Origin of the sequence: Natronocella acetinitrilica (assembly GCF_024170285.1) — a bacterium.
Classification (GTDB): Bacteria; Pseudomonadota; Gammaproteobacteria; order Nitrococcales; family Aquisalimonadaceae; genus Natronocella; species Natronocella acetinitrilica.
Window position 1 is genome coordinate 1 of the sequence record NZ_JALJXV010000007.1, and the last position, 23,228, is coordinate 23,228.

Annotated in this window: 22 protein-coding genes and 1 pseudogene; 16 read left to right on the top strand and 7 right to left on the bottom strand. The window is 58.8% G+C overall.

Annotated elements, in window-relative coordinates; all coding sequences use genetic code 11:
* The 8 genes and pseudogenes from J2T57_RS14065 to J2T57_RS14095 all read left to right on the top strand — a co-directional run.
* A partial coding sequence (locus J2T57_RS14065) for a transposase (RefSeq protein WP_253480560.1) occupies nt 1-134 on the top strand: 134 nt, incomplete at its 5' end.
* A gap of 576 nt (nt 135-710) precedes the next feature.
* Complete coding sequence (locus tag J2T57_RS22470) at nt 711-902, top strand: PEP-CTERM sorting domain-containing protein (RefSeq protein WP_366519114.1); 192 nt, start codon at nt 711-713, stop codon at nt 900-902.
* A gap of 636 nt (nt 903-1,538) precedes the next feature.
* Entirely contained in the window at nt 1,539-2,321 is a 783-nt protein-coding gene (locus J2T57_RS14070) for an enoyl-CoA hydratase/isomerase family protein (RefSeq protein WP_253479383.1), read from the top strand.
* A gap of 212 nt (nt 2,322-2,533) precedes the next feature.
* Complete coding sequence (locus tag J2T57_RS14075) at nt 2,534-3,409, top strand: DUF1295 domain-containing protein (RefSeq protein ID WP_253479385.1); 876 nt, start codon at nt 2,534-2,536, stop codon at nt 3,407-3,409.
* The gene (locus tag J2T57_RS14080) at nt 3,406-3,915 is read left to right on the top strand and encodes a DedA family protein (protein WP_253479387.1); all 510 of its coding nucleotides are present in this window, start codon (nt 3,406-3,408) and stop codon (nt 3,913-3,915) included. The genes J2T57_RS14075 and J2T57_RS14080 overlap by 4 nt, the downstream gene beginning before the upstream one ends.
* A 254-nt stretch (nt 3,916-4,169) precedes the next feature.
* The gene (locus J2T57_RS14085) at nt 4,170-4,601 is read left to right on the top strand and encodes a phasin family protein (protein ID WP_253479389.1); all 432 of its coding nucleotides are present in this window, start codon (nt 4,170-4,172) and stop codon (nt 4,599-4,601) included.
* Nucleotides 4,602-4,929: 328 nt separating this feature from the next.
* Complete coding sequence (locus J2T57_RS14090) at nt 4,930-6,771, top strand: autotransporter outer membrane beta-barrel domain-containing protein (protein ID WP_253479391.1); 1,842 nt, start codon at nt 4,930-4,932, stop codon at nt 6,769-6,771.
* 98 nt (nt 6,772-6,869) lie between these two features.
* Nucleotides 6,870-7,993: pseudogene (locus J2T57_RS14095) on the top strand (IS3 family transposase).
* 329 nt (nt 7,994-8,322) lie between these two features.
* Here J2T57_RS14095 and msrA read toward each other — a convergent pair.
* Nucleotides 8,323-9,051: a peptide-methionine (S)-S-oxide reductase MsrA gene (msrA, locus tag J2T57_RS14100; RefSeq protein ID WP_253479414.1), complete on the bottom strand. Its 729-nt coding sequence runs from the start codon at nt 9,049-9,051 to the stop codon at nt 8,323-8,325.
* Between the two features lie 309 nt (nt 9,052-9,360).
* Between msrA and J2T57_RS14105 the strand changes: the two genes are divergently transcribed.
* Genes J2T57_RS14105 through J2T57_RS14120 form a run of 4 tightly spaced genes read left to right on the top strand, consistent with a single transcriptional unit; the run spans nt 9,361 to nt 12,554 of the window.
* On the top strand, nt 9,361-9,930 hold the full coding sequence (locus J2T57_RS14105; protein WP_253479416.1) for a diguanylate cyclase: 570 nt from the start codon (nt 9,361-9,363) through the stop codon (nt 9,928-9,930).
* A complete protein-coding gene (locus J2T57_RS14110; RefSeq protein WP_253479418.1) occupies nt 9,927-11,042 on the top strand; it encodes a beta-ketoacyl-ACP synthase III in 1,116 nt (371 codons plus the stop codon). Before J2T57_RS14105 ends, J2T57_RS14110 begins: the two co-directional genes overlap by 4 nt.
* Nucleotides 11,039-11,722 carry an iron-containing redox enzyme family protein gene (locus J2T57_RS14115; RefSeq protein ID WP_253479420.1) on the top strand — a complete coding sequence of 228 codons (684 nt, stop codon included), beginning with the start codon at nt 11,039-11,041 and terminating at the stop codon, nt 11,720-11,722. The genes J2T57_RS14110 and J2T57_RS14115 overlap by 4 nt, the downstream gene beginning before the upstream one ends.
* Nucleotides 11,715-12,554, top strand: coding sequence for a DUF6999 family protein (locus J2T57_RS14120; protein WP_253479422.1), 840 nt, complete (start codon nt 11,715-11,717; stop codon nt 12,552-12,554). The genes J2T57_RS14115 and J2T57_RS14120 overlap by 8 nt, the downstream gene beginning before the upstream one ends.
* A gap of 254 nt (nt 12,555-12,808) precedes the next feature.
* On the opposite strand, the gene J2T57_RS14125 is transcribed toward J2T57_RS14120, so the two are convergent.
* A complete protein-coding gene (locus tag J2T57_RS14125) occupies nt 12,809-13,993 on the bottom strand; it encodes a M24 family metallopeptidase (protein WP_253479424.1) in 1,185 nt (394 codons plus the stop codon).
* Between the two features lie 178 nt (nt 13,994-14,171).
* On the opposite strand from J2T57_RS14125, the gene J2T57_RS14130 reads away from it, so the two are divergent.
* A complete protein-coding gene (locus J2T57_RS14130; RefSeq protein ID WP_253479427.1) occupies nt 14,172-15,104 on the top strand; it encodes a LysR family transcriptional regulator in 933 nt (310 codons plus the stop codon).
* Here the strand turns inward: J2T57_RS14130 and J2T57_RS14135 are convergent.
* The 4 genes from J2T57_RS14135 to J2T57_RS14150 all read right to left on the bottom strand — a co-directional run bounded on the left by J2T57_RS14135 (nt 15,098) and on the right by J2T57_RS14150 (nt 19,113).
* Nucleotides 15,098-16,141, bottom strand: a complete 1,044-nt coding sequence (locus J2T57_RS14135; protein ID WP_253479428.1) for a methylenetetrahydrofolate reductase — start codon at nt 16,139-16,141, stop codon at nt 15,098-15,100. The genes J2T57_RS14130 and J2T57_RS14135 overlap by 7 nt on opposite strands.
* Nucleotides 16,128-17,765: an acyl-CoA synthetase gene (locus J2T57_RS14140; RefSeq protein ID WP_253479430.1), complete on the bottom strand. Its 1,638-nt coding sequence runs from the start codon at nt 17,763-17,765 to the stop codon at nt 16,128-16,130. Before J2T57_RS14140 ends, J2T57_RS14135 begins: the two co-directional genes overlap by 14 nt.
* A gap of 71 nt (nt 17,766-17,836) precedes the next feature.
* A complete protein-coding gene (locus tag J2T57_RS14145) occupies nt 17,837-18,664 on the bottom strand; it encodes an enoyl-CoA hydratase (RefSeq protein WP_253479431.1) in 828 nt (275 codons plus the stop codon).
* A complete protein-coding gene (locus J2T57_RS14150) occupies nt 18,664-19,113 on the bottom strand; it encodes an OsmC family protein (protein WP_253479433.1) in 450 nt (149 codons plus the stop codon). Before J2T57_RS14150 ends, J2T57_RS14145 begins: the two co-directional genes overlap by 1 nt.
* 311 nt (nt 19,114-19,424) lie before the next feature.
* On the opposite strand from J2T57_RS14150, the gene J2T57_RS14155 reads away from it, so the two are divergent.
* The 3 genes from J2T57_RS14155 (at nt 19,425) to J2T57_RS22475 (ending at nt 21,721) form a co-directional block, all read left to right on the top strand.
* Nucleotides 19,425-19,916, top strand: a complete 492-nt coding sequence (locus J2T57_RS14155; RefSeq protein WP_253479435.1) for an Lrp/AsnC family transcriptional regulator — start codon at nt 19,425-19,427, stop codon at nt 19,914-19,916.
* Nucleotides 19,917-20,093: 177 nt separating this feature from the next.
* A complete protein-coding gene (locus tag J2T57_RS14160) occupies nt 20,094-21,242 on the top strand; it encodes a glycine cleavage T C-terminal barrel domain-containing protein (protein WP_253479438.1) in 1,149 nt (382 codons plus the stop codon).
* A 92-nt stretch (nt 21,243-21,334) separates the two neighbouring features.
* The gene (locus J2T57_RS22475) at nt 21,335-21,721 is read left to right on the top strand and encodes a methylenetetrahydrofolate reductase C-terminal domain-containing protein (protein WP_366519115.1); all 387 of its coding nucleotides are present in this window, start codon (nt 21,335-21,337) and stop codon (nt 21,719-21,721) included.
* 18 nt (nt 21,722-21,739) lie between these two features.
* On the opposite strand, the gene J2T57_RS14165 is transcribed toward J2T57_RS22475, so the two are convergent.
* Nucleotides 21,740-23,089 carry a GGDEF domain-containing protein gene (locus J2T57_RS14165; RefSeq protein ID WP_253479448.1) on the bottom strand — a complete coding sequence of 450 codons (1,350 nt, stop codon included), beginning with the start codon at nt 23,087-23,089 and terminating at the stop codon, nt 21,740-21,742.
* Between the last annotated feature and the right edge of the window lie 139 nt (nt 23,090-23,228).

Consider the following 23,228-nt stretch of genomic DNA (forward strand, 5'->3'; position numbering starts at 1 on the left):
AGGTCCGCGAACATACGGAGCGGTGGCTGCGTGACTACAACGAAGAGATCCCCCATGACTCGCTTGGGGATTTGACGCCTGCCGAATACCGGCAGCTAAACGAACCGGAAACCTCTAGTTTCGGATGGGCCTAAACACGGGAAGTCGACAACTTTCAACGCAAGAGTGTCAGATTTTTTTACAATTTTTTGTTTCGATGCTTTGCTTTACTTGCTATGAATTTCATAAGCTATTGAATAAATTACCTTATTTAAGAGTGGGCATTTTCTTGCTTGCTTATATAATGCGGCGCTTTTCTCTCCGTGCAGCCGGTGAGATCCCGGGTTTTTTACCTTACTCAACTTCTAGGTATCTTAACCATGTTTTCACGCACGAACCTATTCGTATTGCTTGGTTTGCTCATTTTGGTGGGTATGTCCGGTGCCTCGGCCGGCCTAATAACTGAGGTTGTCACCTATGAGTCTGGTACCGATTCTATCCAGTTGTCATTCGACTGGGACGAGGAGAATTGCTCCGAGGAGTGTTCGGCTTCGAATATAGTTTGGACGCCCGGCGGCACGGTAGAGTCGCGGCCTTGGTGGTCGGGGGCTGCGAGTACAGATCGTGTTGATTTATTTTTCGACACCGATGAAAAGCTGCTCTGGAGTTGGTCCAACGATTTCACCGGGACTGACGGTCGGGAGTGGAATTTTTCCGGGTCTGCTGGGATTATGAGCGTAGCTTGCGTTTCGTGTGATTTTGAAGAGGGTGGTAATCTCCTTGAGGTTTTCGATAACTTTGGCAACGATGGCGACTTGGGCCCGGTCCGGGAGGTCCCTGCCCCGGCACCGTTACTCCTGCTAGGTACAGGCCTGGTGGGCTTGCTGATTGCTCGTCGACGGCGGCCCGTCGTCACCCAGTAAATCGACCAACCCGGCCTGGTACGAACGTTGCCAGCGCCGCCCGTACGCATCCAGCCGAGTGGCGCCTTCGGGCGCCGTTCGGCTCTAGCGCGTAAAGCCGATGTTTTCGTGCGGCGTGTATAAATGCTCTCGAAGTGCTGGAATTCTTCTACAGTCGATATTTTCACATTTGGCTGGAATTTCTCGTCGAAATTTCATGGTTAGCTGGAATGTCGAACGGGCTTATTTGGAAAGCCATCGTAAACTACTGAATCTTCAGGAACCAGAATTTCACCCTTAACTGGAACCCACATTTGGTGGGTTCCAGTGTCAAATCAAACTCAAGCCCTTCTGTTAACGTCTCACCGGGGTTGATGGCTCGATCCGGCGGGTTCCATTGCGTCTTCCATTCGGTCGTTACCCCAGAACATCTCATCGCCAACGATAAACATGGGGGCTTCGAATACGAAGCCTCTCGCCCGTCCTTCTTCATTGTGGCGAATGGACTCTGTCCAGTCCTGCTATCGTTACGCTTCCGGTCGCCGCGCCTCCATAGGTGGGAGTCGTTGCCACCATGGTTCTTCCCGAATCGGGCGAAAGGATGCTTGCCAGAGGGGAGGCACTCCAGTGAATTCTTAGTCGCTCGGGAGGCGATATATGACTTTTGAACAACTGCTGGTCGAGCAAAATGGCGAACTGTTGCGGGTCACGATAAACCGCCCCGGGAAGAGAAACGCGCTTTCTCGAGGGCTGCTCGACGAGTTGCGTACAGTGTTCACGGTCTACGCAAATCGCACCGACATCAAGCTCGCGGTGCTATCAGGTGCGGGTGACAAGTGCTTTAGTGCCGGCGGGGATCTTTACGATCTGGCCAATGTGCGCTCAGCGGAGCAAACCAAGGCGATGAGCCATGGCGCCAGAGATGCGCTGAGCGCAGTTCGGGACTTCCCGACACCGGTCATTGCGGCCCTGAACGGCGATGCCTTGGGCGGCGGCGCTGAGCTCGCATTGTCTTGCGACTTCATTGTTGCTCGCCAGGACATACGTATCGGGTTCATCCAGGGACGCATGAATATTGGTACTGCCTGGGGCGGAGGCATAAGGCTGATGGAGCGCTTAGGGCCCACAATGGCCCTGCGTCTGCTGGCACGATCAGAACTGGTTGCCGCTACAGAAGCCAAAGCCATTGGATTGATCGATGTCATGGCTGAGAACGAAGACTCTCTACAAGACACCGTCGATGCTTTCGTTGCCCCAATGCTGAATCAGGTTCCGCAGGTAATGCGTGCCTTCAAGGCACTGCGTCTCGGCTACGGACGAACGCTCTCGTTACCGGAGCTCGAAAAGCTTGAAACCGACCACCTGGTATCGACTTGGACTCATGATGACCACTGGGCGGCGGTCAGCAAAGTCCTGACGGGGATAGAAACAAAGCGCTGATAGCTCGCTCGCTCCTTCCGGCATTTCCCATATCCCGCCGAGTGAGCACTTTTCGGGGGCTCAACACTGCCTCTTCATGGAGCAGCGCAGAAAGTGACCTGAGACTAGCCAGATCTAGTTTGACTAGCGCCGAAGAGAATTTCTTGGGTGTCCTGCCGAGCTTGTGGCAATGTCACGCATACCTCCTTCCGATCAATTCAACCGGAGCGCCAGTGCGCAACAGCTCGGCCCTTCTTGTCAGTGTAATCGCGACCCTGCTTGCGCTGGGGCTTGCCCTGTTAGTAGACGATGGCGCGTTCCATGTCGCTGGTGTACCCCTGTTGCCAGCGCTGGCCTTATTCGGCTTTGCGGTGCAGTGGCTGGTGTTCGTGCCCTCCTTCCTGCACCAGACCGAGCATTACTACGACCTTGCTGGCGCACTGACCTACGGCAGCGTAATCCTGCTAGCAGCCGGCTTCGCCAGTCCGGATGCGCGTGGATGGGTGATCATGGCGCTGGTGCTGATATGGTGTGGCCGTCTGGGCAGCTTCCTGTTCCTGCGCGTCAAGCGCAGCGGCAAGGATGGCCGCTTCGACGACCTCAAGCCCTACTGGGGCCGGTTCTTGATGGCCTGGACTCTTCAGGGGCTCTGGGTCTTCGTGACGCTGTTGGCTGCTTTGGTTGCCGTAAGTAGTCCGGCATCCGCAGGTTGGGACGCACTGGCCACGCTGGGGCTTCTGATCTGGGTTGGCGGCTTTGCCATCGAGGCCGTAGCGGATCACCAGAAGAATGCCTTCAGGGCCAATTCTGCAAATCACAGGCGCTTCATCCAGCACGGCCTTTGGGCCTGGTCGCGCCATCCGAACTACTTCGGCGAGATCATGCTGTGGACGGGTATCGCGATCATGGCGACGCCAGCAATGGGCGGATGGCAGTGGCTGGGCTGGCTCTCGCCGTTATTCGTCTGTTGGCTGCTGACGAAAGTCAGCGGCATCCCGATGCTCGAGCAGCGTGCCGATGAGAAATGGGGCGGCCAGGCGGACTACGAGGCCTACAAGGCGGCCACATCGGTCCTGATCCCGCTGCCACCCCGGCGTACCGCGCGATGATCGACTCCATCCTCGCCTGGGCCGGCGAGCACCGCGAGCAGGCCGTTTTCCTGGTGCCGCTGCTCGCCTTCATGGAGACCTGCGTCGGAGTGGGCCTGATTGTTCCCAGCTTGTTGATCGTGGTCGTTACTTCGGTCTTCTACGCCAACGATTGGGCGAACATCTGGCTGATGGCCGCCATGGCGATGGTGGGTTCGTCGCTGGGCGATCATGTGGGCTATTACGCGGGCCGAGGTATTGGCCAGCGCATCCACGGCTGGCGCATCATTCAGCGCAATGCAAAGCGCTGGGAGCGGGCGGAGACCATGGTGCGTAGTTACGGCGTTTTTGCCATCTTTATCGGCCGTTTCATCCCCGCAATACGTAGCCTGGTCCCCGCCATGATGGGCGTGACGAGATTCGACCGCTTGCGCTACACCCTTTACGACGTGGCGGCATGCAGCCTGTGGGCGCTGGGTCTGGTCGCCATCGTGCAGGGTGCGCACACACTGTTTCTGCCCTCTTGACTCACGGTGCTAAAAAACCTGATTGCCGTTCGCATACCTACTGTCGTCTGGCGGTAATCGTAGTTCAGTAGCCTCTCGCAATAGCCTCTGAACACATTGGTTGAAGTCGGTCAGCTCTCCCTTGAGGTTGCTTCGGGGCGTAGTCCGCAACCGCACTGACAGGGCGTCGGCTTATCCCCATTCTGTACGGGCATCCCATCGAGCCGGCAACTGCCGGTCCGGCAGACTGCCGCGTGAACACAGGAGAAGCAGAGATGAGCAAAAAAGCCGTTAATGATATGCAGCGCCAAATTGAGAACACCGTCGCTGGTCCGGCGCGCACTTTCGCCACCCTGATGCTGGATCACATCGAGAAGCTCACCAGCCTGCAGTTCGAGTCTGCCAGGACCTATGCCGATACGGGTCTGCGGCAAGCCCGCGCGGCCCTGGAAGTGAAAGACCCGTCCGACCTTCAGAGCTACGTTGAGAAACAGCAGAAGGTGGCCAATGAGCTGAGCGAACGCTTTAAGGAAGACGTCGAAAAAGTCATGTCCTTGAATCAGGCCTTTGCAAGCAAGGCACAGAAAGTCGCGCAGGAAAGTTCCAAGGAGGCGTCCCAAGCTATGGAGGAAGAAGCCAGGAAGGCAGCTCAAGCCGTGGAAAAAGAAAGCAAGAAACAGACTCAGGCTGCGGCAAAGGGCAAGTAGGCTCCGAGCCATCGCATGTCGGCCCCGGATCAGTAACTGACGGGGACCCCACGACGATTCGATCTAGAGATCGTTTTTTAGCCCTGGCCTCCTCCCCCCGAGAGCTGGGGCTATTTTTTGGGCGCCACCGGACACGAGCGTTCGCTACCGTACAGAAAGCATATGTCCGGCACACCTACTGTCCCCAAATGACGACTCGTCCCTTCAATCAAAAGGTGAGTTGCGTCCGCGAGGTCGTGACCGGAGCGCAGGATTTGCGGCTTAAGAGGCCAGCCACACATTCGCGGCGGACGAGTTGCCGTATCGCCGTCTCGTCCGGAGACTCGTGATGGCGATTAAGGACAGAACGAAAAGCCCACATGTATTCGCTGGCGACCTGTTCGTCGAGACCCAGAGCCTTGCTTCGCGGGTACGTATTCAACTATTCGGCAACGCAAACCGGGGGGGTAGCGTTGCGCTGACCCTTGGTGCCCTGACCTGCGCGGGGGCCTTGGCGTTAAGCGGACAGGTTCTGGCCCAGTCGTCGGGGCCTCCGTCCAACGCTCCGCCCCCTTTTCAGATTCCGGAAGAGGAAGATGACGAGGATGACGAGGATGACGAGGAGCCGGAACCCGAGCCGGAGCCCGAGCCCGAACCTGAGCCCGAACCTGAACCCGAACCCGAACCTGATCCGGAACCTGATCCGGAACCTGATCCGGAACCTGATCCGGAACCTGATCCGGAACCTGATCCGGAACCTGATCCGGAACCTGAGCCCGAACCTGAGCCCGAACCTGAGCCCGAACCCGAACCCGAGCCGGAACCCGAGCCGGAACCCGAGCCGGAACCCGAGCCCGAACCCGAACCCGAACCCGAGCCAGTCATCGATGGTATTGCCGGGCTGACCGGGTTGAACGCACGACATCGCGCTGTGGGCCGAGCCCTGCAAGGCGGCTGCAACGCCATTGGTTCCATCGAGCCCGGTAGCCGAACTGACGGGCAGCGCGACCTTCTGGATACCTGCAGCCGGGTTCTTGAGTCCGATGCGCCCGCCTACTTGCTGGATCAGCTTGCACCGGAACAGGTGTTCGCTCAGGGAAGGATTGGCATGGACGCCATTCGTCAACAGCAGGGCAATGTTGGCCAGCGCATGGACGGCCTGCGTGCCGGGCTAGCCGGACTTGATTCCTCGATCCTGACAATGAATATCGAAGGGCAGACGCTCTTCGCGGGCCCCGCGTACTCCGCTGCCAGGCTGGGACTCGATGATCGGCGCGAATTCGGACAGCTCAGTTGGTACGGCGTCGGTGCCTTCCTCAGTGGGTCAGCGACTGTTGCGAACCGCGATGCGACAGCACGGGAGTCCGGGTACAGGAGCCGTTCGCTGAGTCTCACTGCTGGAATGGACACGCAGTTCACTTATCGGACGATGGCCGGCGTGGCGCTGGGCATCAGTCAAACCAGAGCGGATCTGCGGGGCGACTCGGGTCGACTGGATGTCGATGGGCTGAGCTTTTCGCTTTATGGAACCCACCTTTTGCCACACGACTTCTATGTTGGCGCTGTCGCCACCTACGGGCGCAACCGGTACGACATGCAACGTCGCGTCTTTCGGGGAGAAGACGGTGAGCGGGGACAGACGGCGGAGGCGCGTCCATCGGGGACATCATCGGCCCTTGGCGTGATCGTCGGTCGGGACTTCTCCCGGGGGGCATGGATGTTCTCACTGCAAAGCGGTGTGGAGTACACCCGTGTGGCCATTGATGGTTACAACGAGTCTCCCAGCAATCGGAATGCCGCGGGCCATGGATCGCTACTGGCGCTGGAGAGCCAGAGTGCCAAGTCCTTGACTGTCGAAGGCGCTGTGCAGGCGAGCTATGCCTACCCGATGCCCTGGGGCGTCCTGATGCCCACGGCACGTCTGGGACTGGAGCGCGAATTCGCCGGTGACAGTCAGACGATACAGGCCGCTTTTCGCGAGGATCCGGACGAGAACCGCTTCACCATTCGTGCCGATGATCCGGATCGCACCTGGGCGAACATCGGCCTCGGTTTCTCCGCACATTTCCGGCACGGACCTTCCAATCTGAGGGACGGCTTTACGTCCGCCTACCTGTTCGTGGAAAGCGTCGAGGGTTTGAGCGACGAGCGGATTTACCGCGTCGACGTCGGCGTGCGCACGGAGTTCTGAATCCATCCCCATCACTTGTGTACGCCAGTGACCTGCTCGGCGATTTTCGGACCATTCGAAGCTTGAGGTTCTGGCCTCTGCCCACGGAGCAGAGGCAGATGAGGAAGAGTCGATTCAGCGAAGAGCAGATGGTTCGTATCCTGCGTGAGACGGATGCCAGCCCGGTCAGCGAAGTCGCCAAGCGGCTCGGTGTCAGCGAGCAGACGCTCTACTCGTGGCGCAAGCGTTTTGGTGGCCTGGACACGGTGGACGTGAAGCGCCTGCGGGCGGTCGAGGCCGAGAATGCGCGGCTCAAACGCCTGCTGGCAGAGCGGGACCTGGAGGTCGACGCGCTCAAGGAGATCGCCAAGGGAAAATTCTAGGCGCGCCCGCACGCCGACGAGCCGTGCAGCATGCGGTTCGACTCGGTGTGTCCAAAAGGCGAGCGTGCGCGCTGCGAGGAGTTGCGAGGTCGACGCTAAGCTATGTGTCGGTTCTGGACGAGCACGACGCGCCGGTGATTGCCGCCATGCGTGTCCTGGCTGCACAGTATCCGCGCTATGGCTACCGTCGCATCCGGATCTTTCTCGCCCGTGAGGGGTATTCCATGAGCGTTGACCGCTGCTATCGACTCTGGTGCAAAGCAGGGCTACAGGTGCCGCGAAAACGCCCGCGCAAACGGATCGCGACGTGTCGGCCACGGCCGCTAGCCCCGACCATGAGAAACCAGGTCTGGGCCTATGACTTCGTCTTTGATGCCTGCGCCAACGGCCAGAAGCTCAAATGCCTGACGGTGATCGACGAGTACACACGGGAATGCCTTGCCATCGATGTGGCCGGCTCCATTCGCTCTGCCCGGGTCATTGAGGTACTGAGCCGCCTGGTCAGTCAGCACGGAGCGCCACAGATCATTCGCTCAGACAATTGACCGGAGTTCGTCTCGCGAGCCGTCCTGCAATGGATCACCGACGCCAGGATCGACACCGCGCATATCGACCCAGGCAAACCGTGGCAGAACGGCACGGACGAGAGTTTCAATGGCAAACTGCGTGACGAATGCCTGTCAATGGAGTGGTTTCGATCCCGGGCGGAGGCGTGTGTCATCATCGAAGCATGGCGCCGTCATTACAACACGGTCCGGCCGCATTCCAGCTTGGGTTATCGGACGCCACATGAGTACAAGGCTACCTTGAGAGACCACTATCAACCCGAGGCCAGATTCCAGGAATCAGTGGTCCGATAAAGTAAGGCAGGTCACTATGTCTATAGCCCAAAAGAAATGTTCGACATTTACGCGGGAGGCAAGATCCACAGCTGCGAGCGGGCCGAATGGTGCACCGCGTCAGGCCGGACTTGTTACAACCCCAGTTATGCCGACATTACTATCGTCACCACTGGAGTCAGAGTCCGATTCTGATCTGGCAGGACAACCAGCGTTTAGGAAGCGCAGTGACCTTGCGCCCCAACTCCGGGGCGCTGTCACTTAAAGTCTCTTGTTTGCCGGCCGGCAGATCAACATTCCTGTTCGCCTGTTGCAGGCCTTGGACGATAAGGATCGGAGCTTGCCGATACTTATTTACTGCCTTCCCGCCGACCGGGCTTCATCTCCCAGACCTGATCCAGCCGGGCATACCGGCGACAGCTGGTCACATAGAACCGGTACCGCAGCGGATTCTTCTGATAGTAGTTCTGATGGTACTCCTCGGCCGGGTAGAACGTGCTTCGGTCGAGTATCTCGGTGGCGATGGGTGCCTCGAAGCGACCGGACTCCTCCAGTTCCTCCTTCGATGCTCGAGCCGCCCGGTGTTCGTCCTCGCTGCCGGCAAAGATGGCCGCTCGGTAGTGGTCGCCCCGGTCGCAGAACTGTCCCCCGCCATCGAGCGGGTCAACGTTGCGCCAGAACACGTAAAGCAGTTCGTCGTATGACACCTGGGTGGGGTCGTACTCCACCAGCACACTCTCGTAGTGGCCGGTGTTGCCGGCAACCACCCGTTCGTAGGACGGATTCTCCACATGACCACCCGCAAAGCCGGACGTGGTGGCAACTACGCCGTCGACCGCGTCGAATGCCTCTTCGACACACCAGAAGCAGCCACCTGCGAAAAGAGCGGTGGCTCGTTCGTCTTCGTCGGCAAAGCCGTTTGCCGGGACGAATGCGCAGGCCAGCAGCAGGACCGGGATCGACAGCAGCCCCCGAATCGACATCATGGTGGTGTTCATGGCTGAACCTCGCAGTTGTAGCAGCGGCTCGTGGGGCAACGGCAAGCGTTCCACCAGTGTTGCCAGAACCCGGAGCAACAAGATGGAGCACAGACAAGAAGCCTCCAGTTTGCTCCATCCAGCTTGGTCCAGCCAGCGTAGTGGGTACCGCCGCGTTGGACGAAGGCCACCTCGGCCCCAATAAATGCTTTCTCGGGAGCGCGCAGAGCGTGACGGCCTCAGATGAGACTTTGAACTTGTTCAAAGAACGAGTCTGGCGCACGAGACCCGTACCGATGATCCTGCTATAACGTGCACTGTCGGCGAGTGGGCACAGCGAAATGCTGCATCATCTACGTCTTTAGACGCACTCTGTTGCGCAGCTGGGAAGCTGCGGGAAGGATTCACGCCATGGATACGACACAACTGCTCATCAACGCCCTGCTGTTTGTGTTTCTGCCACTGTGGGGCATCGCCGGTTTCTTCGACTGGTGCTGCCACCGGGCAACCCGCATAGAAACCACATCAGGCCTGAAGGAATCCCTGATGCACAGCGTCATGGGCATTCAGGTGGGCATTCCGATCCTCTTGTGTCTGCTGTTCCGTGTGAACGTACTGATTTTGCTGCTCTGTCTGGCTGCCTGGCTGCTGCATGAGATCGTGGCTCACTGGGATGTGCACTATGCGGCACCTAGACGTCATATCAGTATCTGGGAGATGCATGCACACAGCTATCTGGCGACACTCCCGTTCTACATGCTGGCCAGTATATTCATCATCAACTGGCCGGTAGTGGTCGACCTGATCACCTTCAACTGGCAGGGCCAGATGACCTTTACCCGGATGGAGTACTCCCATGGCGGAGAGGCCTATCTGCCCTTTTATCTCACCTTCATGGTCATACTCTGCGGTTTCCCCTATCTGGAAGAAAACCTGCGCTGCCTTCGCGCCCAGTTCAGTGTCGGGAGTGCCGACGCGTGACGGTGTACATTACGGCGACCGGGCACTTTCTGCCGGGAGAACCAATTGATAATGAGGGGATTGAGCCCCTGCTTGGCAGGATCAACGGCAAACCGAGCCGCTTGCGCCGGCGCATTCTTGAAAGTAACGGCATCCGCCAACGCCACTATGCGCTGGATGCCGAACACAACACCACCCACTCCAATGCTGAAATGGCGGCCCTCGCAGGCCGTAACTGCCTGGATCAGTCGGCCCTGCCTGCCAGTCGCGTGCAATTGCTCAGTGCGGCCACCAGCCAGGGTGACCTGGTCTTGCCCGGCTTCGGCAGCGCCGTCCAGGCCAACCTGGGCCTCAGCGACATCGAACTGCATACCAGCCACGGCATCTGCTCAAGCAGCATGATGGCCCTGAAAGCCGCCTTTACCGCTCTCAAGGCCGAAGAACATGACTATGCGTTGGTGATTGCCAGCGAACTGGCATCTCGCTTATTCAAGGCCAGCCGCTACGAGGCCGCTGGCGGCCAAGCTGACTTCAAAGCTGAATTTCTGCGCTGGATGCTGTCGGATGGCGCCGGCGCCTTTCTGCTAGAGCGCCGATCCCGCGGGCTTTGCTACCGTATCGACTGGATTCGAGGTTTTTCACATGCTGATGCGTTCCCGGTATGCATGAGCGTCGGACACCCCCGAGATACCCACGACCATCGAACCTGGCAGGACTTCCCCACCTATGCGGAAGCGGAGGCAGCTGGAGCGCTGCTGCTGCGCCAGGACGTACGCCTGCTGGATCAGATCGTCAAACTGGGCGTCGATGGCTATCTGCGGTTGATCGACAGCGGGTGGATTCAACCGGATCGCATTGACCACCTGCTGTGTCATTACTCGTCGCACTACTTCAAAAGCAGAATTCACGACATGCTGCAACAGGCCGGCGTTGGCATCCCGGAGTCGAAGTGGTACAGCAACCTCTCCACCCGCGGCAACACTGGCTGTGCCTCGATATTCATCATGCTGGATGAGTTTCGACGTAGCCGCGAGCATCAGTCCGGCGACACCATTCTATGCATGGTCCCGGAGAGCGGTCGCTTCAATACCGTCTACATGCAACTGACCGTCATGGAGGAAAACAGGCAATGAAAGCCGAGGTGACCTCAGAATTGGGCCAGCTTTGCCTGCGCGGCCTGATGCGGGTCTGGTTCGACTTCGAACGACAACTCGGGCGCGTACCGCTCATTGCCCGCCTGGAGAGCGGTCGGTTTGATCGCGCCGATTACCGGCAGTTGCTGCTGCACTGGCGACAACAAGTCATCGAGGGCGCTCGCTGGATAAGCCGTACAGCATCAAGCTTTGACCGGGACTTTGCTGCGGTGCGCTCGGAGGTCATCAGCCATGCGCAGGAAGAGCACCGTGACTACGAGGTGCTGGAACAGGACTATGTTGCGGCCGGCGGAGATCTCTCAACGCTGCAACAGGGCCGCCGCAACGCTGGAACCGAAGCTCTGCATGCCTTCCTGATGTATCGCGCGAGTCAAACCAACCCGGTGGATATGCTCGGTGCCATGTGGATCATCGAGGGTCTCGGGCAAAAGATGGCCAACGACTGGGCCGGTCGTGTGGAAGACGCCACGGATAGCAACGGCGAACTGACGCGTTTCATGCGCTACCACGGCGCCAACGACGATGGCCACATGGAAAAACTGTATGCCCTGCTCGACACCCTGTGCCGGAGTCAGGCTGACGTGGACGCCATACTGCGTACGGCACGGGTCACCGGTCGGCTCTATGCCCTGCAACTGGAGGAAGTCGACCATGAATAGGCCCCGTAGCGCCTATCTGCAGGCGCTGGAGTTCGACAACTCCCTGCCCATCGAACCGGCAGCCGTCCGACTCTGGTTGAAGGATCTCGACAATCCGCTGCGTTGGTCGGTACGCCCCCTGCTGCAATTCTTTTTTGCCATCCTGTTGCACCTGATCTGGTTTCTCAAGCGGCTGCCCTTGCCACAATTCAGCGCCCACAAGACCTTGCAGAGCACTATTTGCTGGTTCTGCCGCAATTTTGTGAGCGTCGAGGCCAATCAGCTGATCCTGCGTCACTTCGCCACTGAATCAAACCTGCTCAATTTTCTTAACGACAATATGAACACTAAAATAGAACCCGTTGATCTTTATCCGAAAAGTATTGACGATATGCAGCAGGCCACCTTTGTGGATCATGACCAGGAGTTATTCAGGGTGTTCCGCGACATGGGTCTCTGGCAGGGAGAACAAGCAAAGCAACTGGACTGGACCCACTGGCGGTCGATACGTAACGAAGATTTCGAACTAACCGCCAAACGCACCCAGGGGATGGATTTCGAGAGTGCCCACGCGCTTTTCATGTGCCTTTTCTGCTTGCTTCTGACCCGCGAGGAATATCGTGACGCCATCAACGGGTTCAACCTGGATCAATCCATCGCCCTGCGCATCGGTGACCTGATCGGCGAGCCGGGTCTCGCCGAGATGGCCTACAACAAGTACCCGCATTATCTGGTAGGCCCCTGGAACCTGAGCCAGCGGTTCTTGATGCATGGCTTTTTCACCGAGTATCTCTATGCTCGGCTGGAGCAGATCAGAACCAGAACGTGCGGTCCTGAATCTCCGAGGTCGTAACCTCCGGCCTTGTCTGGACGGCGGAAGACGACAGGAAGCTGCGCGCCTCGGATGGTGTCTATCGCTGGCATCGCGTCACCGCCTACCCTGCCTTCGATGAAGCCGGGCGCGTGCGTAAATGGCTACCTTTTCAGTCACCCATTGCCGGCGCCGGCATTCGAGAGGTTCTTCAATGAAATGGTGATGCGTTGACCGGACCTTTTGCGCGCAGGTGCTTGAGGACGCCCTTCCTCTACCCTTCTGGGCCACCCCTATCAGGCATGGACTGGCAGATCGAACCCGTTGTCGGTCAGCGGGAGGGTCTCGCGCTCGCCCACCAGTACAGTGTTGCTAAGCCCGATCCCCCAGTGACCAGGCCTCCGCAGACAAAGCGGCAGATGGAAAACCATGCCGGGTGCAAACCACTGCGTCTGTTTACGAGCGATAAAGCCGGTACTCTCTACCCAACTCGGGGGAAATTGCGCACCAACCGCGTAGCCGAATACGCCGGAAAAAAAGATCTCGTCCGCCAGCGGAGCAAGGACTTCCTCCGCGGCATGTGCCGCCTCGTCGAATCTATTGCCCGGTCGCATGTGGGCACACAGCACGTCCTGCAGTTCGGCACAGCAATCGCGGGTGCGTTGCATGTCTGCGCTGGGCGGGCCGGTTAGCACGGTGCGCATCATCGGGGCGGTGTAACGCCGATAGACCGCTCCTATCTCAATAAAGACAGACTCATTCGGCTGGATCACACGATCCGAATGATTCAGGTGAATCACACCGCTGCGGGGGCCACTGGTCACGATCGGTTGCAGACTCATGAATTCACTGCCGGCGGCAAGCATGGCGTGACTGGCCACTGCCGCAATCTGGTGCTCGGTGACATCGCTGCGGGAGGCCTCCGTCGCTGCCGCCATGCCGACTCCGGTGAGGTCAGCGCTCTTCCGGAGCAGACCGATCTCATACTCCGATTTGATCAGACGTAAACGGTCGACCAGATCACCCAGCGGTTGCAGACTTTTCGCGCCCAATTGCTGTTCAAGCTGCAGGGCCAGGCCGGCCCGCAGGCCAGGCGCCCAGAGGTCTAGCGCCAGCTTCCCATGGCCGGACAAGAGTTCAAGAAGCGGCCCGGTGACGCTTTCGGGTTCCTCCCAGTAATAGCCGATGATTTCGTCACAGCGCGCGGTTATGACCGCTGGGCCCATTTCAATGGAGGGCACTTGTAGGGTGCAGCGTACTGCAGTGACCAGAAGGCCAGCGTACACGGACACTTCAAACGTGGTGTAGCCCGAAAAATAATGGATGTCCGCAGGATCAGTCAGCAAGACGGCATCCAGGTCTCTGCCGGCCATACCTGCCCTGAGGTTCTCCAGACGCTGCAGTCGTTCGGCCTCGGGTAGCAGGCATTCTGCCCCGTTGGCTGCGGACTCAAGGTGTAGACGGTAGGTGTTGTGGTCCATGCGTTTTCACCGGCTTGTAGGCAACAAGGGGTCGCTCGGCCCGAGGATACACTCTGAATGTACGGCGCTGTTCTCAGCGTAGTCATTGTTGGCTTCTGTTGTCTCGGCAGTCTCCGCTCGTTCACTGTTACGCTTGTACTCCCGCGTTTTCCCGCCGCCACCGCTACGAGAATTGGTGATGTTACGACTGCCTCCCCTGATCGCCCTTTCCTATTTCGAGGTCGCCGCGCGCACCAGAAGCTTCGCCCTGGCCGCCAAAGAGCTCAATGTCACGCCGGCGGCGATCAGCCATCAGATCAAGGCACTTGAGGAGTATCTCGGAGTCGATCTGTTTGTCCGGCATCACCGCAAGGTCAGCTTGACCCCGGCTGCGCGTGCGGCTCTGCCGGAGCTGCATGAGGGGTTTCAGGCCCTGGGTCGCGCGGTGGACAAGATCCGCTCCCACGGCGAAGAGCGCCTGGTCGTCACCGTGTGCGCCGAACCCCTGTTCGCCACCAAATGGATCGTGCCCCGCCTGCACCGTTTCTACGCCCGTTGCCCGGACGCGGAAGTGCGGCTGCAGGCGAGCCTGCATACGGTGGACCGCACCCGCGATCGCGTCTTTGGTGAGGCAGACCTGAAGCGCGCCGGCATCGACGTGTCCGTACGCCTGGGCTTCGGCAACTACGTGGACTTGGAGCCGCAACGGCTGATGAGTCTGGATCTGGTGCCAATCTGTGCACCGCAGCTGGCCGACACCGTGGACGGCGTCGATGCCCTGCGCGGGATGCCGCTGCTCTGCGACAGCACCCTCACCCGGGTCGACGAATCCTACGGTTGGCAAGAGTGGTTCAAGCAACAGGGATTCGACGCCGGAACACTAAGAGAAATGCGATTCGGCAACGGGCTACTGGCCCTGGAGGCTGCCCTTGCCGGGCAAGGGGTTCTGCTCGGCAGTCGCGACCTACATCAGGCGGAATTGGACGCTGGAAAGCTGTCGGTATTGGCTGATCGTCCGCTGAACTGCGACCAGGCTTACTACGTGGTCAGTGCTGGCGAGGGCCTGGAACGACCAATCGCCAGTCAGTTTCGCGAGTGGTTATTGGATGAAGCAAACGTATCTGCTCAGTGAACCACAGCGCCGGGGGATTCGGGGTTGAGCGCTTTCGGGTTGTCGCGCCCCGGGTACCAGGGCTTGCGGCCATCGAGCACGCCGGTGGCCTCGATGATCTCCGCCACACTCTGCTCTTGGCGATAGGCCATGATGTGGGCGCCGCTGACGCCCGGTATCTCGCGGATCTCATGCAGCAGGTCCATGCATAGTCGCTTGCCCTCCTCCTTCTGGTTCGCAGCCCCCTCCAGCCGACTGATCACCGCGTCGGGGATGTACACGCCGGGGATATTTTCGCGAATCCAACGGGCGCTCCGGGCCGAGGCCAATGGCCCGATCCCGGGGAGTATGAAAACGCGCTCGGGGCCTTCCAGCAGGCCAATGTCGTTCACCTTGCTCATGAAGTCGCGCAACCGTTCGATATCGAAGCAGTACTGGGTCTGGATGAACTGGGCGCCGGCGGCGACTTTCTTGGCGAGGCGATGGGGTCGCCAGTCCAGCGGCGGCGCGAAGGGATTCTCGGCTGCACCGAGGAAGATCCGCGGCGGCGTTTCGATGCGCCGCCCGCTCTCGAAGCGGTGCTCGTCACGCATCATGCGGGCGATTTGCAGTAGAGACATGGAGTCGAGATCGAAGACCGGCTTGGCCTGGGGGTGGTCACCGGCCTGCACGCCGTCACCGGTCAGGCACAGCAGGTTGCAGGCACCCATGGCCGCCCCACCGAGAATTTCACCCTGGATGGCAATGCGGTTACGGTCGCGGCATGAGATCTGCAGAATGGTGGCGTAGCCAACCCTGGTCAGCAGTGAACACACCCCGGCACTGGACATATGGCAGTTGGCGCCGGACCCATCTGTCGCGTTGATGGCGTCAACGTAGCCGTCGAAGATGGCTGCGCGCTTGAGGACCTCGGCCGGGTCGGCAGAGTCGGGTGGGTCGATTTCGCTGGTGATCGCGAACTTGCCCGCCCGCAGTACCCGCTCCAGTCGCCCGGGGGAAACATGGCCGGGCAGGATCGGCAGCGAGTAGCCCGGCACGGGCTCGTCATCGAACTTCATTGGCGAGCTTCTGGCGCAGCAGGAATTTCTGGATCTTTCCCGTCGACGAGGTGGGGAGCGGCCCGAACATGACCCGTTTGGGCGCCTTGAATCGGCTGATGTTGGCCTTGCAGAAGCTGATCAATGCGTCCTCGCTCAACTCCCTGCCGGGACGCAACTGAACGAAAGCCGCCGGCACTTCACCCCACTGGTCATCCGCCATTGCCACCACTGCTGCGAGCTCCACGGCGTCGTGCCGCTGGATGACTTCCTCGACCTCCAGTGATGAGATGTTCTCACCCCCGGAGATGATCACGTCCTTCAGCCGGTCGCGGATCTTGATATAACCATCCGGGTCTACCACGGCAAGGTCTCCAGAGTGGAACCAGCCGCCGGCAAAGGCTTCGCTGGTGGCGGTCTCATTGTGCAGGTAGCCCTTCATCACGATATTGCCGCGAAACATGATCTCACCAATGGTCTCGCCGTCGGCGGGAACGGGCTCAAGCGTGGTGGAGTCGAGTACCGCAATGCTTTCCTGCAGTGGATAGGTAACGCCCTGACGGCCATTGAGTCGGACGCGATCCTCCAGCGGGCGTTGATCCCAGCCATCCTGTTTGGCGCACACGGTAGCGGGGCCGTAGGTCTCGGTCAGCCCGTAAACGTGGGTCAGCTCGAAACCGATACTCTCCATGCGCTCCAGCACCGATGCGGGCGGCGGTGCCCCGGCGATCAGCCCCGATACCTTATGCTCGATGGGTTGGCGTGCGGCTTCTGCGGCATCAGCGATCATTGCGTGGACGATGGGCGCACCGCAGTAGTGGCTCACCCGATGTTGCCGAATGAGACCCAGGATCACCTGCGGGTCGACCCGGCGCAGACAGACACTGGTGCCGCCGATTGCCGCCAGCGTCCACGGGAAACACCAGCCGTTGCAGTGGAACATGGGCAGCGTCCACAAGTAGACCACGTCACGGGGCAACGTCCAGGAGAGCACGTTGCTGACGGCATTCAGATAAGCTCCTCGATGATGGGTGACGACCCCCTTGGGCTTGCCCGTGGTGCCCGAGGTATAACCCAGCGCAATGGCATCCCACTCGTCCGCCGGCAGCTGCCAGTCATCCAGCTCGGCATGCTCCGCCAGCAACGCCTCGTATTCCAGATCACCGATAAAGCGCTGCTCGCCCTGGCTCGGGTCAGGGACGTTGACCACTCTGGGCACCGGCCCCTCCAGCTGGGCCAGGGCCCTCTCGACCACATCTGCATATTCGGGGTCAACCAGCAGCACACGCGAGCGGCTGTGATCGAGAATGTAGGCCACCGCTTCCGGATCAAGGCGGATGTTGATCGCGTTCAACACGGCGCCGAGCATGGGCACGCCGAAGTGTGCTTCGTACATGGCCGGGACATTCGGCAGCATGACGGCCACCGTATCCCCCCGCTCGATACCCAGGTGCTTCAATGCAGATGCCAGTCGGCAACACCGGGAATAGGTCTGTTGCCAGCTGTATTGTGTATCGTTGTAGATCAGCGCCGTCCTGTGGGGATACACGGCGGCGGCCCGCTTAATGAAGCTTAGCGGTGACAACGCAACATGATTCGCCGCGTTCTTCTCAAGTGCCTCGTTGACAGGGCAGATATCGCGCATGGTCTAACTCTGTTGTTTTTCGGAAACCGTAGTCTGACCATTGCTGCGGTTAGACGACGCGCCCATTCGTGCTAGTGGCCCGGCCGTTGCCAGACAGGTTTGCGCTTGCCAAGAAAGGCATCAATCCCCTCCTCCGCGTCGGGGTTCAACATGTTTTCAGCCATCACGTCGCCGGCGAAGTCGTAGGCGTCGGCCAGCGTCATCTGGCGCTGGCGATGGAACATGGCTTTTCCGTAGCGCACCGCTGCCGGACTCTTGCTCAGTATCTTTTCGACCTTCTCGGCGACCGTTGCATCCAGATCGGAATCCGGTGCGACCCCACTCAGAAGACCCCACTCCAGGGCAGTGCCCGCGTCAATGAAGTCGCCTGTGACCAGCATGTCGAAAGCCCGTTTTGGAGGGATGTTGCGCGACAGCGCCACCGCGGGAGTCGAGCAGAACAGGCCCGCATTGATGCCCGACACGGCGAAGCTGGCCGATCTCGCCGCAATGGCCAGGTCGCAGCTCGCCACAAGCTGGCACCCCGCCGCTGTGGCCAAACCCTGGACCTTGGCAATGACCGGCACGGGCAACGCCACGACGCTCTGCATCACCTTGCTGCAGCGACGGAATAACGACTGGTAATAGGACTGGTCAGGCTTTGCACGCATCTCCCGCAGATCGTGGCCTGCACAAAAGCCCCGGCCTTCTGCGCCAATCACGACACAGCGCGCGGCGGGGTCGGCGGCGATCGCATCCAACTCCCGCTGCAAAGCCTCCAGCATGGCTTCGGAGAGCGTGTTGAACTTGTCCGGTCTGTTCAGCGTGAGGTAGACGGCACCATCTTGGTCGTCCCTGAGAAGAACGTGTTCCGTAGATAGCGTCTGATTCATGAATGACTCCAGCCGGGCGCGGCTCATTAAACTCGATCGATCGTCACTTCGGTGGTGATCGAATTGCGGATAAAGCAGTTCTTGTGTGCGTTGGCGTGGATTCTGGAAATCGCTTTCTCGTCAGGCACTTTATCGCCACCGAAGGTCGCGCTTGGCGACAGCACAATGCGTGTCATTTCCATGCCTCTCTTTCCATTGCTCTCAAGATAACCCACCGGATCGTCTTCATACGATTCAACCTGATAACCCTGAATCTCGGCAATGGCCAGGAAAAACAGCATATGACAGCTGGACACTGCGCTGATCAGCAGTTGTTCCGGGTCGCTACAGCGTGAATCGCCCTTGAACTCGACCGCCGCCGAGGCGTTGACCTGCTGGCCACCATTCAAACTAACACGGTGATTGCGCGAGTAGGTCGTTGGATCGGTTTCGTGCGGGGCGCGCTGCCAACTAATGGCGGAGTGATGAACGGACATGGGCAAGCCTCCTGTCTGCGACTGCCCACATCGTAGGTAGGCCGGGAAGCTTCTGGAAAGCGAGGATTCCTAAGCAGTTAGCTTAGTTTTCCTCATGTAAATGCTGGTAAGCCACTGTATTCGTGAAGCTGCCATCAAGAGACCACCGGATCCGGGTCCCGATTGACGTTACACGGAGCGCTGACGTATTCAGGCTGCCACGCTATGCTCGGATTCTGTTGGAGCGGGGTGTGGCCGGCGGCGTTGTGGCGACTCCACGATCATGCGGCGCAAGCTCCTCCTTTGGGCATCACGACGAAGGGCAAGAACCAATGAGGAGAATCGGTATCGATGCTGCGGATGTCCGCATTCTCTGTGCGTTGCAGCAGCACGGTCAGCTCAGCAAAACGAAGCTCTCAGAGCTTGTGAACCTCTCTCCGACGCCCTGCTGGATTCGTTTCAATAGATTGAAAAAGGAAGGCCTGATACGCGGATACCACGCCGACATCGCCGTCGATAAAATCAAGAATTTCACGAAGGTGGTTGTCACGGTATCGCTCAAGGAGCATCGCAAAACGGATTTCGAGCGCTTTGAGAAACATATCTGTCAGGTCGATGAGGTCGTCGAATGCCTGGCAACGGGCGGCGGAATGGATTACGTGCTGAAAGTTGTGACAAGAAGCCTTGTAGACTTTCAGCAGGTGATGGATGAACTCCTCTCGGCAGAGCTGGGAATCGACCGGTACGTGACCTACATCAGAACCAGAGAGATCAAGTCCTCCCAACCCGACCTGGCCAAGCTGATGTTCGAGCCAGACAACTGATGGAAGAAGGCGCCAAGGCCCTGTCGGACCAATCAGGCTGCGCTTGCCAGAAGTTTGGTCTTTTTATTCTCCGACCCCCCGGGTTTTTAGCCTGACTTTCAGACCCTTGCCCGTATTTCCTTAGCTATGCTCATGGCAGGAGTAGCCCATTGATTTCTCCAAAGAGAGAGAACCCTCATGAACGCGAGAGATGACTTCGGATTCGGAACCCAGGTGCGGAAGTCCCCCTACTTTGACGCAACAGTTCGTTGGGGTGCCACCGCTTTTTCTGTCTACAACCACATGTACATCCCGCGGGACTTTGGAAACCCCGTGCAGAATTTCTGGAACCTGTTGAATGACGCGATCCTTTGCGACGTTGCTGTCGAACGTCAAGTGGAGATAACCGGACCGGACGCTGCGAAATTCGTGCAGAGCCTGACCCCCCGTGACCTGTCAAAAATGGCTGTCGGACAGTGCAAATACATACTGATCACCAATGCACACGGCGGCATCCTGAATGACCCGATCCTGTTACGGTTGGCAGAAAACCACTACTGGATCTCATTGGCGGACAGCGACATTCTCCTATGGGCGCAAGGTGTTGCGGTTCATTCCGATATGGATGTCAGTATCTGCGAGCCCGATGTTTCCCCCTTGCAGTTGCAGGGCCCGAGGTCGGGAGAGGTGATGCGGGCGCTCTTTGGCGAAAGCATCATGGACCTGCGCTACTACTGGTTCCGTGAGGTTGAGCTTGACGGTATTCCACTTGTCGTCTCCCGCACAGGTTGGTCGAGCGAGCTGGGTTATGAGCTCTATCTGCGGGACGGCACAAGGGGCGACGAGCTATGGGAGAGAATCATGGCTGCAGGCGCGCCCTGCGGATTGAAGCCCGGCCACACCTCGGCAATTCGCAGGATCGAGGCTGGAATGCTCTCGTACCACGCTGATGCCGATATCAATACCAACCCCTATGAGCTCGGTATGGATCGCCTGGTGAACCCGGATATGGAGGCCGAGTTTATCGGCAAGGCGGCGCTGAAGCGCATCCGTGACAATGGTGTCAGCCGCAAGCAAGTCGGGCTGTGTATTGATACGGCTCCTCTGAAGGGACCTAACACCACGTTCTGGCCAATTAACAACAAAGATGGCGAAACCGTCGGCAAGGTGACATCTGCGATCTATTCCCCACGACTTCGAAAGAATATTGCCCTTGCCATGGTCGCAGCTGAATACGCAGAGCTCGGCATGGAACTCAAGGTTCAAACCGTAGCCGGGCCGGCACAGGCGGTTGTCGTCGAAAAGCCCTTCTACGACCCGAAAAAGAAACTTGCTATCGCCGTTTGAACCCGGGAGAGATGCCTGTGTACACCATGCGTCTTTGGGTCGTTCGGTACGCGAGAGCGTTCGAATTCGTTTACCGCTGTTTCGAACCGGTAATGGTCAGGCTACACCCGTTATGGAAGTCGGTAGGTTACCAGCGCGCTGAAAAACCGGTGGCCGTGCTGGAAAAGTTTTCCAAGGAACTGCTGTTCGACTGCAAGATGTGCGGCCAGTGCATCCTCAGTTCTACAGGCATGTCCTGCCCCATGAACTGCCCCAAATCCATGCGTAACGGGCCGTGCGGCGGTGTCCTTCAGAACGGGAACTGCGAGGTCCAACCCGAGATGCGCTGTGTCTGGGTGGAAGCCTGGGCAGGAAGCCGACAGATGACTCGTGGCGATCGAATCAATGAGGTGCAAGCACCGGTTGATCACCGCAAGAGGGGCAGTTCATCCTGGCTGCGCGTGGCGCGTAGGGCTTCTGATCCGAAACCAGGAGAATAGCCGGCGCTCAGGGTGGGTCTAGAGAGTCACTGACTGTCTCGTGCGCGCTGCGCCAACCTTATACCGTTTCCCGCCGTCACGTTTCGCGACATACATCGCTTCGTCCGCATGCCGAATCAACTGCGTGTCGTCCTCGCCGTGCTCTGGGTACACCGCAATACCCAGACTTGGAGCCGCAATCAACGTGATTCCTTCCAGGATATAGGGATCACTCAAGGCGAAGAGAATCTTCTCCGCCACGATAGTCGCATCGTCTTCCGTGCTGATGCTATCGAGCAGAATGGCGAATTCGTCACCGCCCAGGCGGGCGATGGTGTCGGACGCTCGCACACAATGTTTCAGGCGGTACGCGACTTCCTTTAGCAGATTGTCGCCCATGGTGTGGCCATGCGCGTCGTTGATCTGCTTGAACTTGTCGATGTCGAGATAAAGCACGGCGAGCTGTAGGGATTCTCTCTGCGCCCTCGTCAGGGCATTCTGCAGGCGATCCTGGAATAGAGCGCGGTTTGGCAGTGAAGTCAGTTGATCGTATTGTGCAAGATATTCCAATCGAGAGTGGACGCGCTTACGCTCTATCGCGGCCGCCAGTTGGTCCGCCACAAATTGCAGCAATTCCTTGTCTTTTTCGGCGTAACGGCCAGCGCCGGAATAGCTGTGTATGACAAGAGCGCCGAGAGTGCCCGTACTCGTCTTCAGGGGCACACCAAGCCAGTTCCCAGAATGCTTACCGTCGGTGTCAGGGGTCAGAAGCAGCGCTTCCCCGGAGCGAATAACTTCAGTCAAGCGAGTATCAGCTTCCAGCACGCCAGATGGGGGCGCTGGTTCATGTTGATCAACGCAATACGGAAAGCTGAGTTCGTTTTTCGCGGCGTCGTAACGTGCTACCGAAAAATGCTCGGCTGGCAGTAATTCACTGATCATCTCATGCACGCGCTCATATAGGGTCTGCAGATCCCCAGCCTGGTGGGCCGCTTCCGAAATCGCATACAGTGCGGCCTGCATCGCCTCGGCACGCTTGCGCTCAGTGATATCCCGGGCCACACCAACCCGGACCTGCTCCGCCTCAAGCCATTGGGTAGACCACATGATATGAACAATATGACCGTCCTTGTGAAAGTAACGGTTCTCGTGATCAGGCGCAGGTTGGCCCGCATTGATGCTTTCAACTATCTTGCGGATACGCGCGCGATCGTCCGGATGCATCATTTCAAATGAAGTCCGTCCGATCATTTCCTCGGGCCGGAAACCGAATACCCGCTCACTGGCTGCGCTGACAGATAGAAATCGACCGTCTATATCCACCACGCAGACAACGTCCAGCAGCAGGTCCAGCAGTTTTTCACTAGGCAATTGCGGGATTGGATTCATGGCGATGACTATACTGCGTCGCCAACCGGGTTTGGTGATGTTCTCAAGTGCACTCCATGAAGGCTCGTGATGGGTCGCCCAAAGCGTACAGTCGCGCCCCCGTGATCACCGTCCCGAACTGCGAAACGGGACGCTTGAG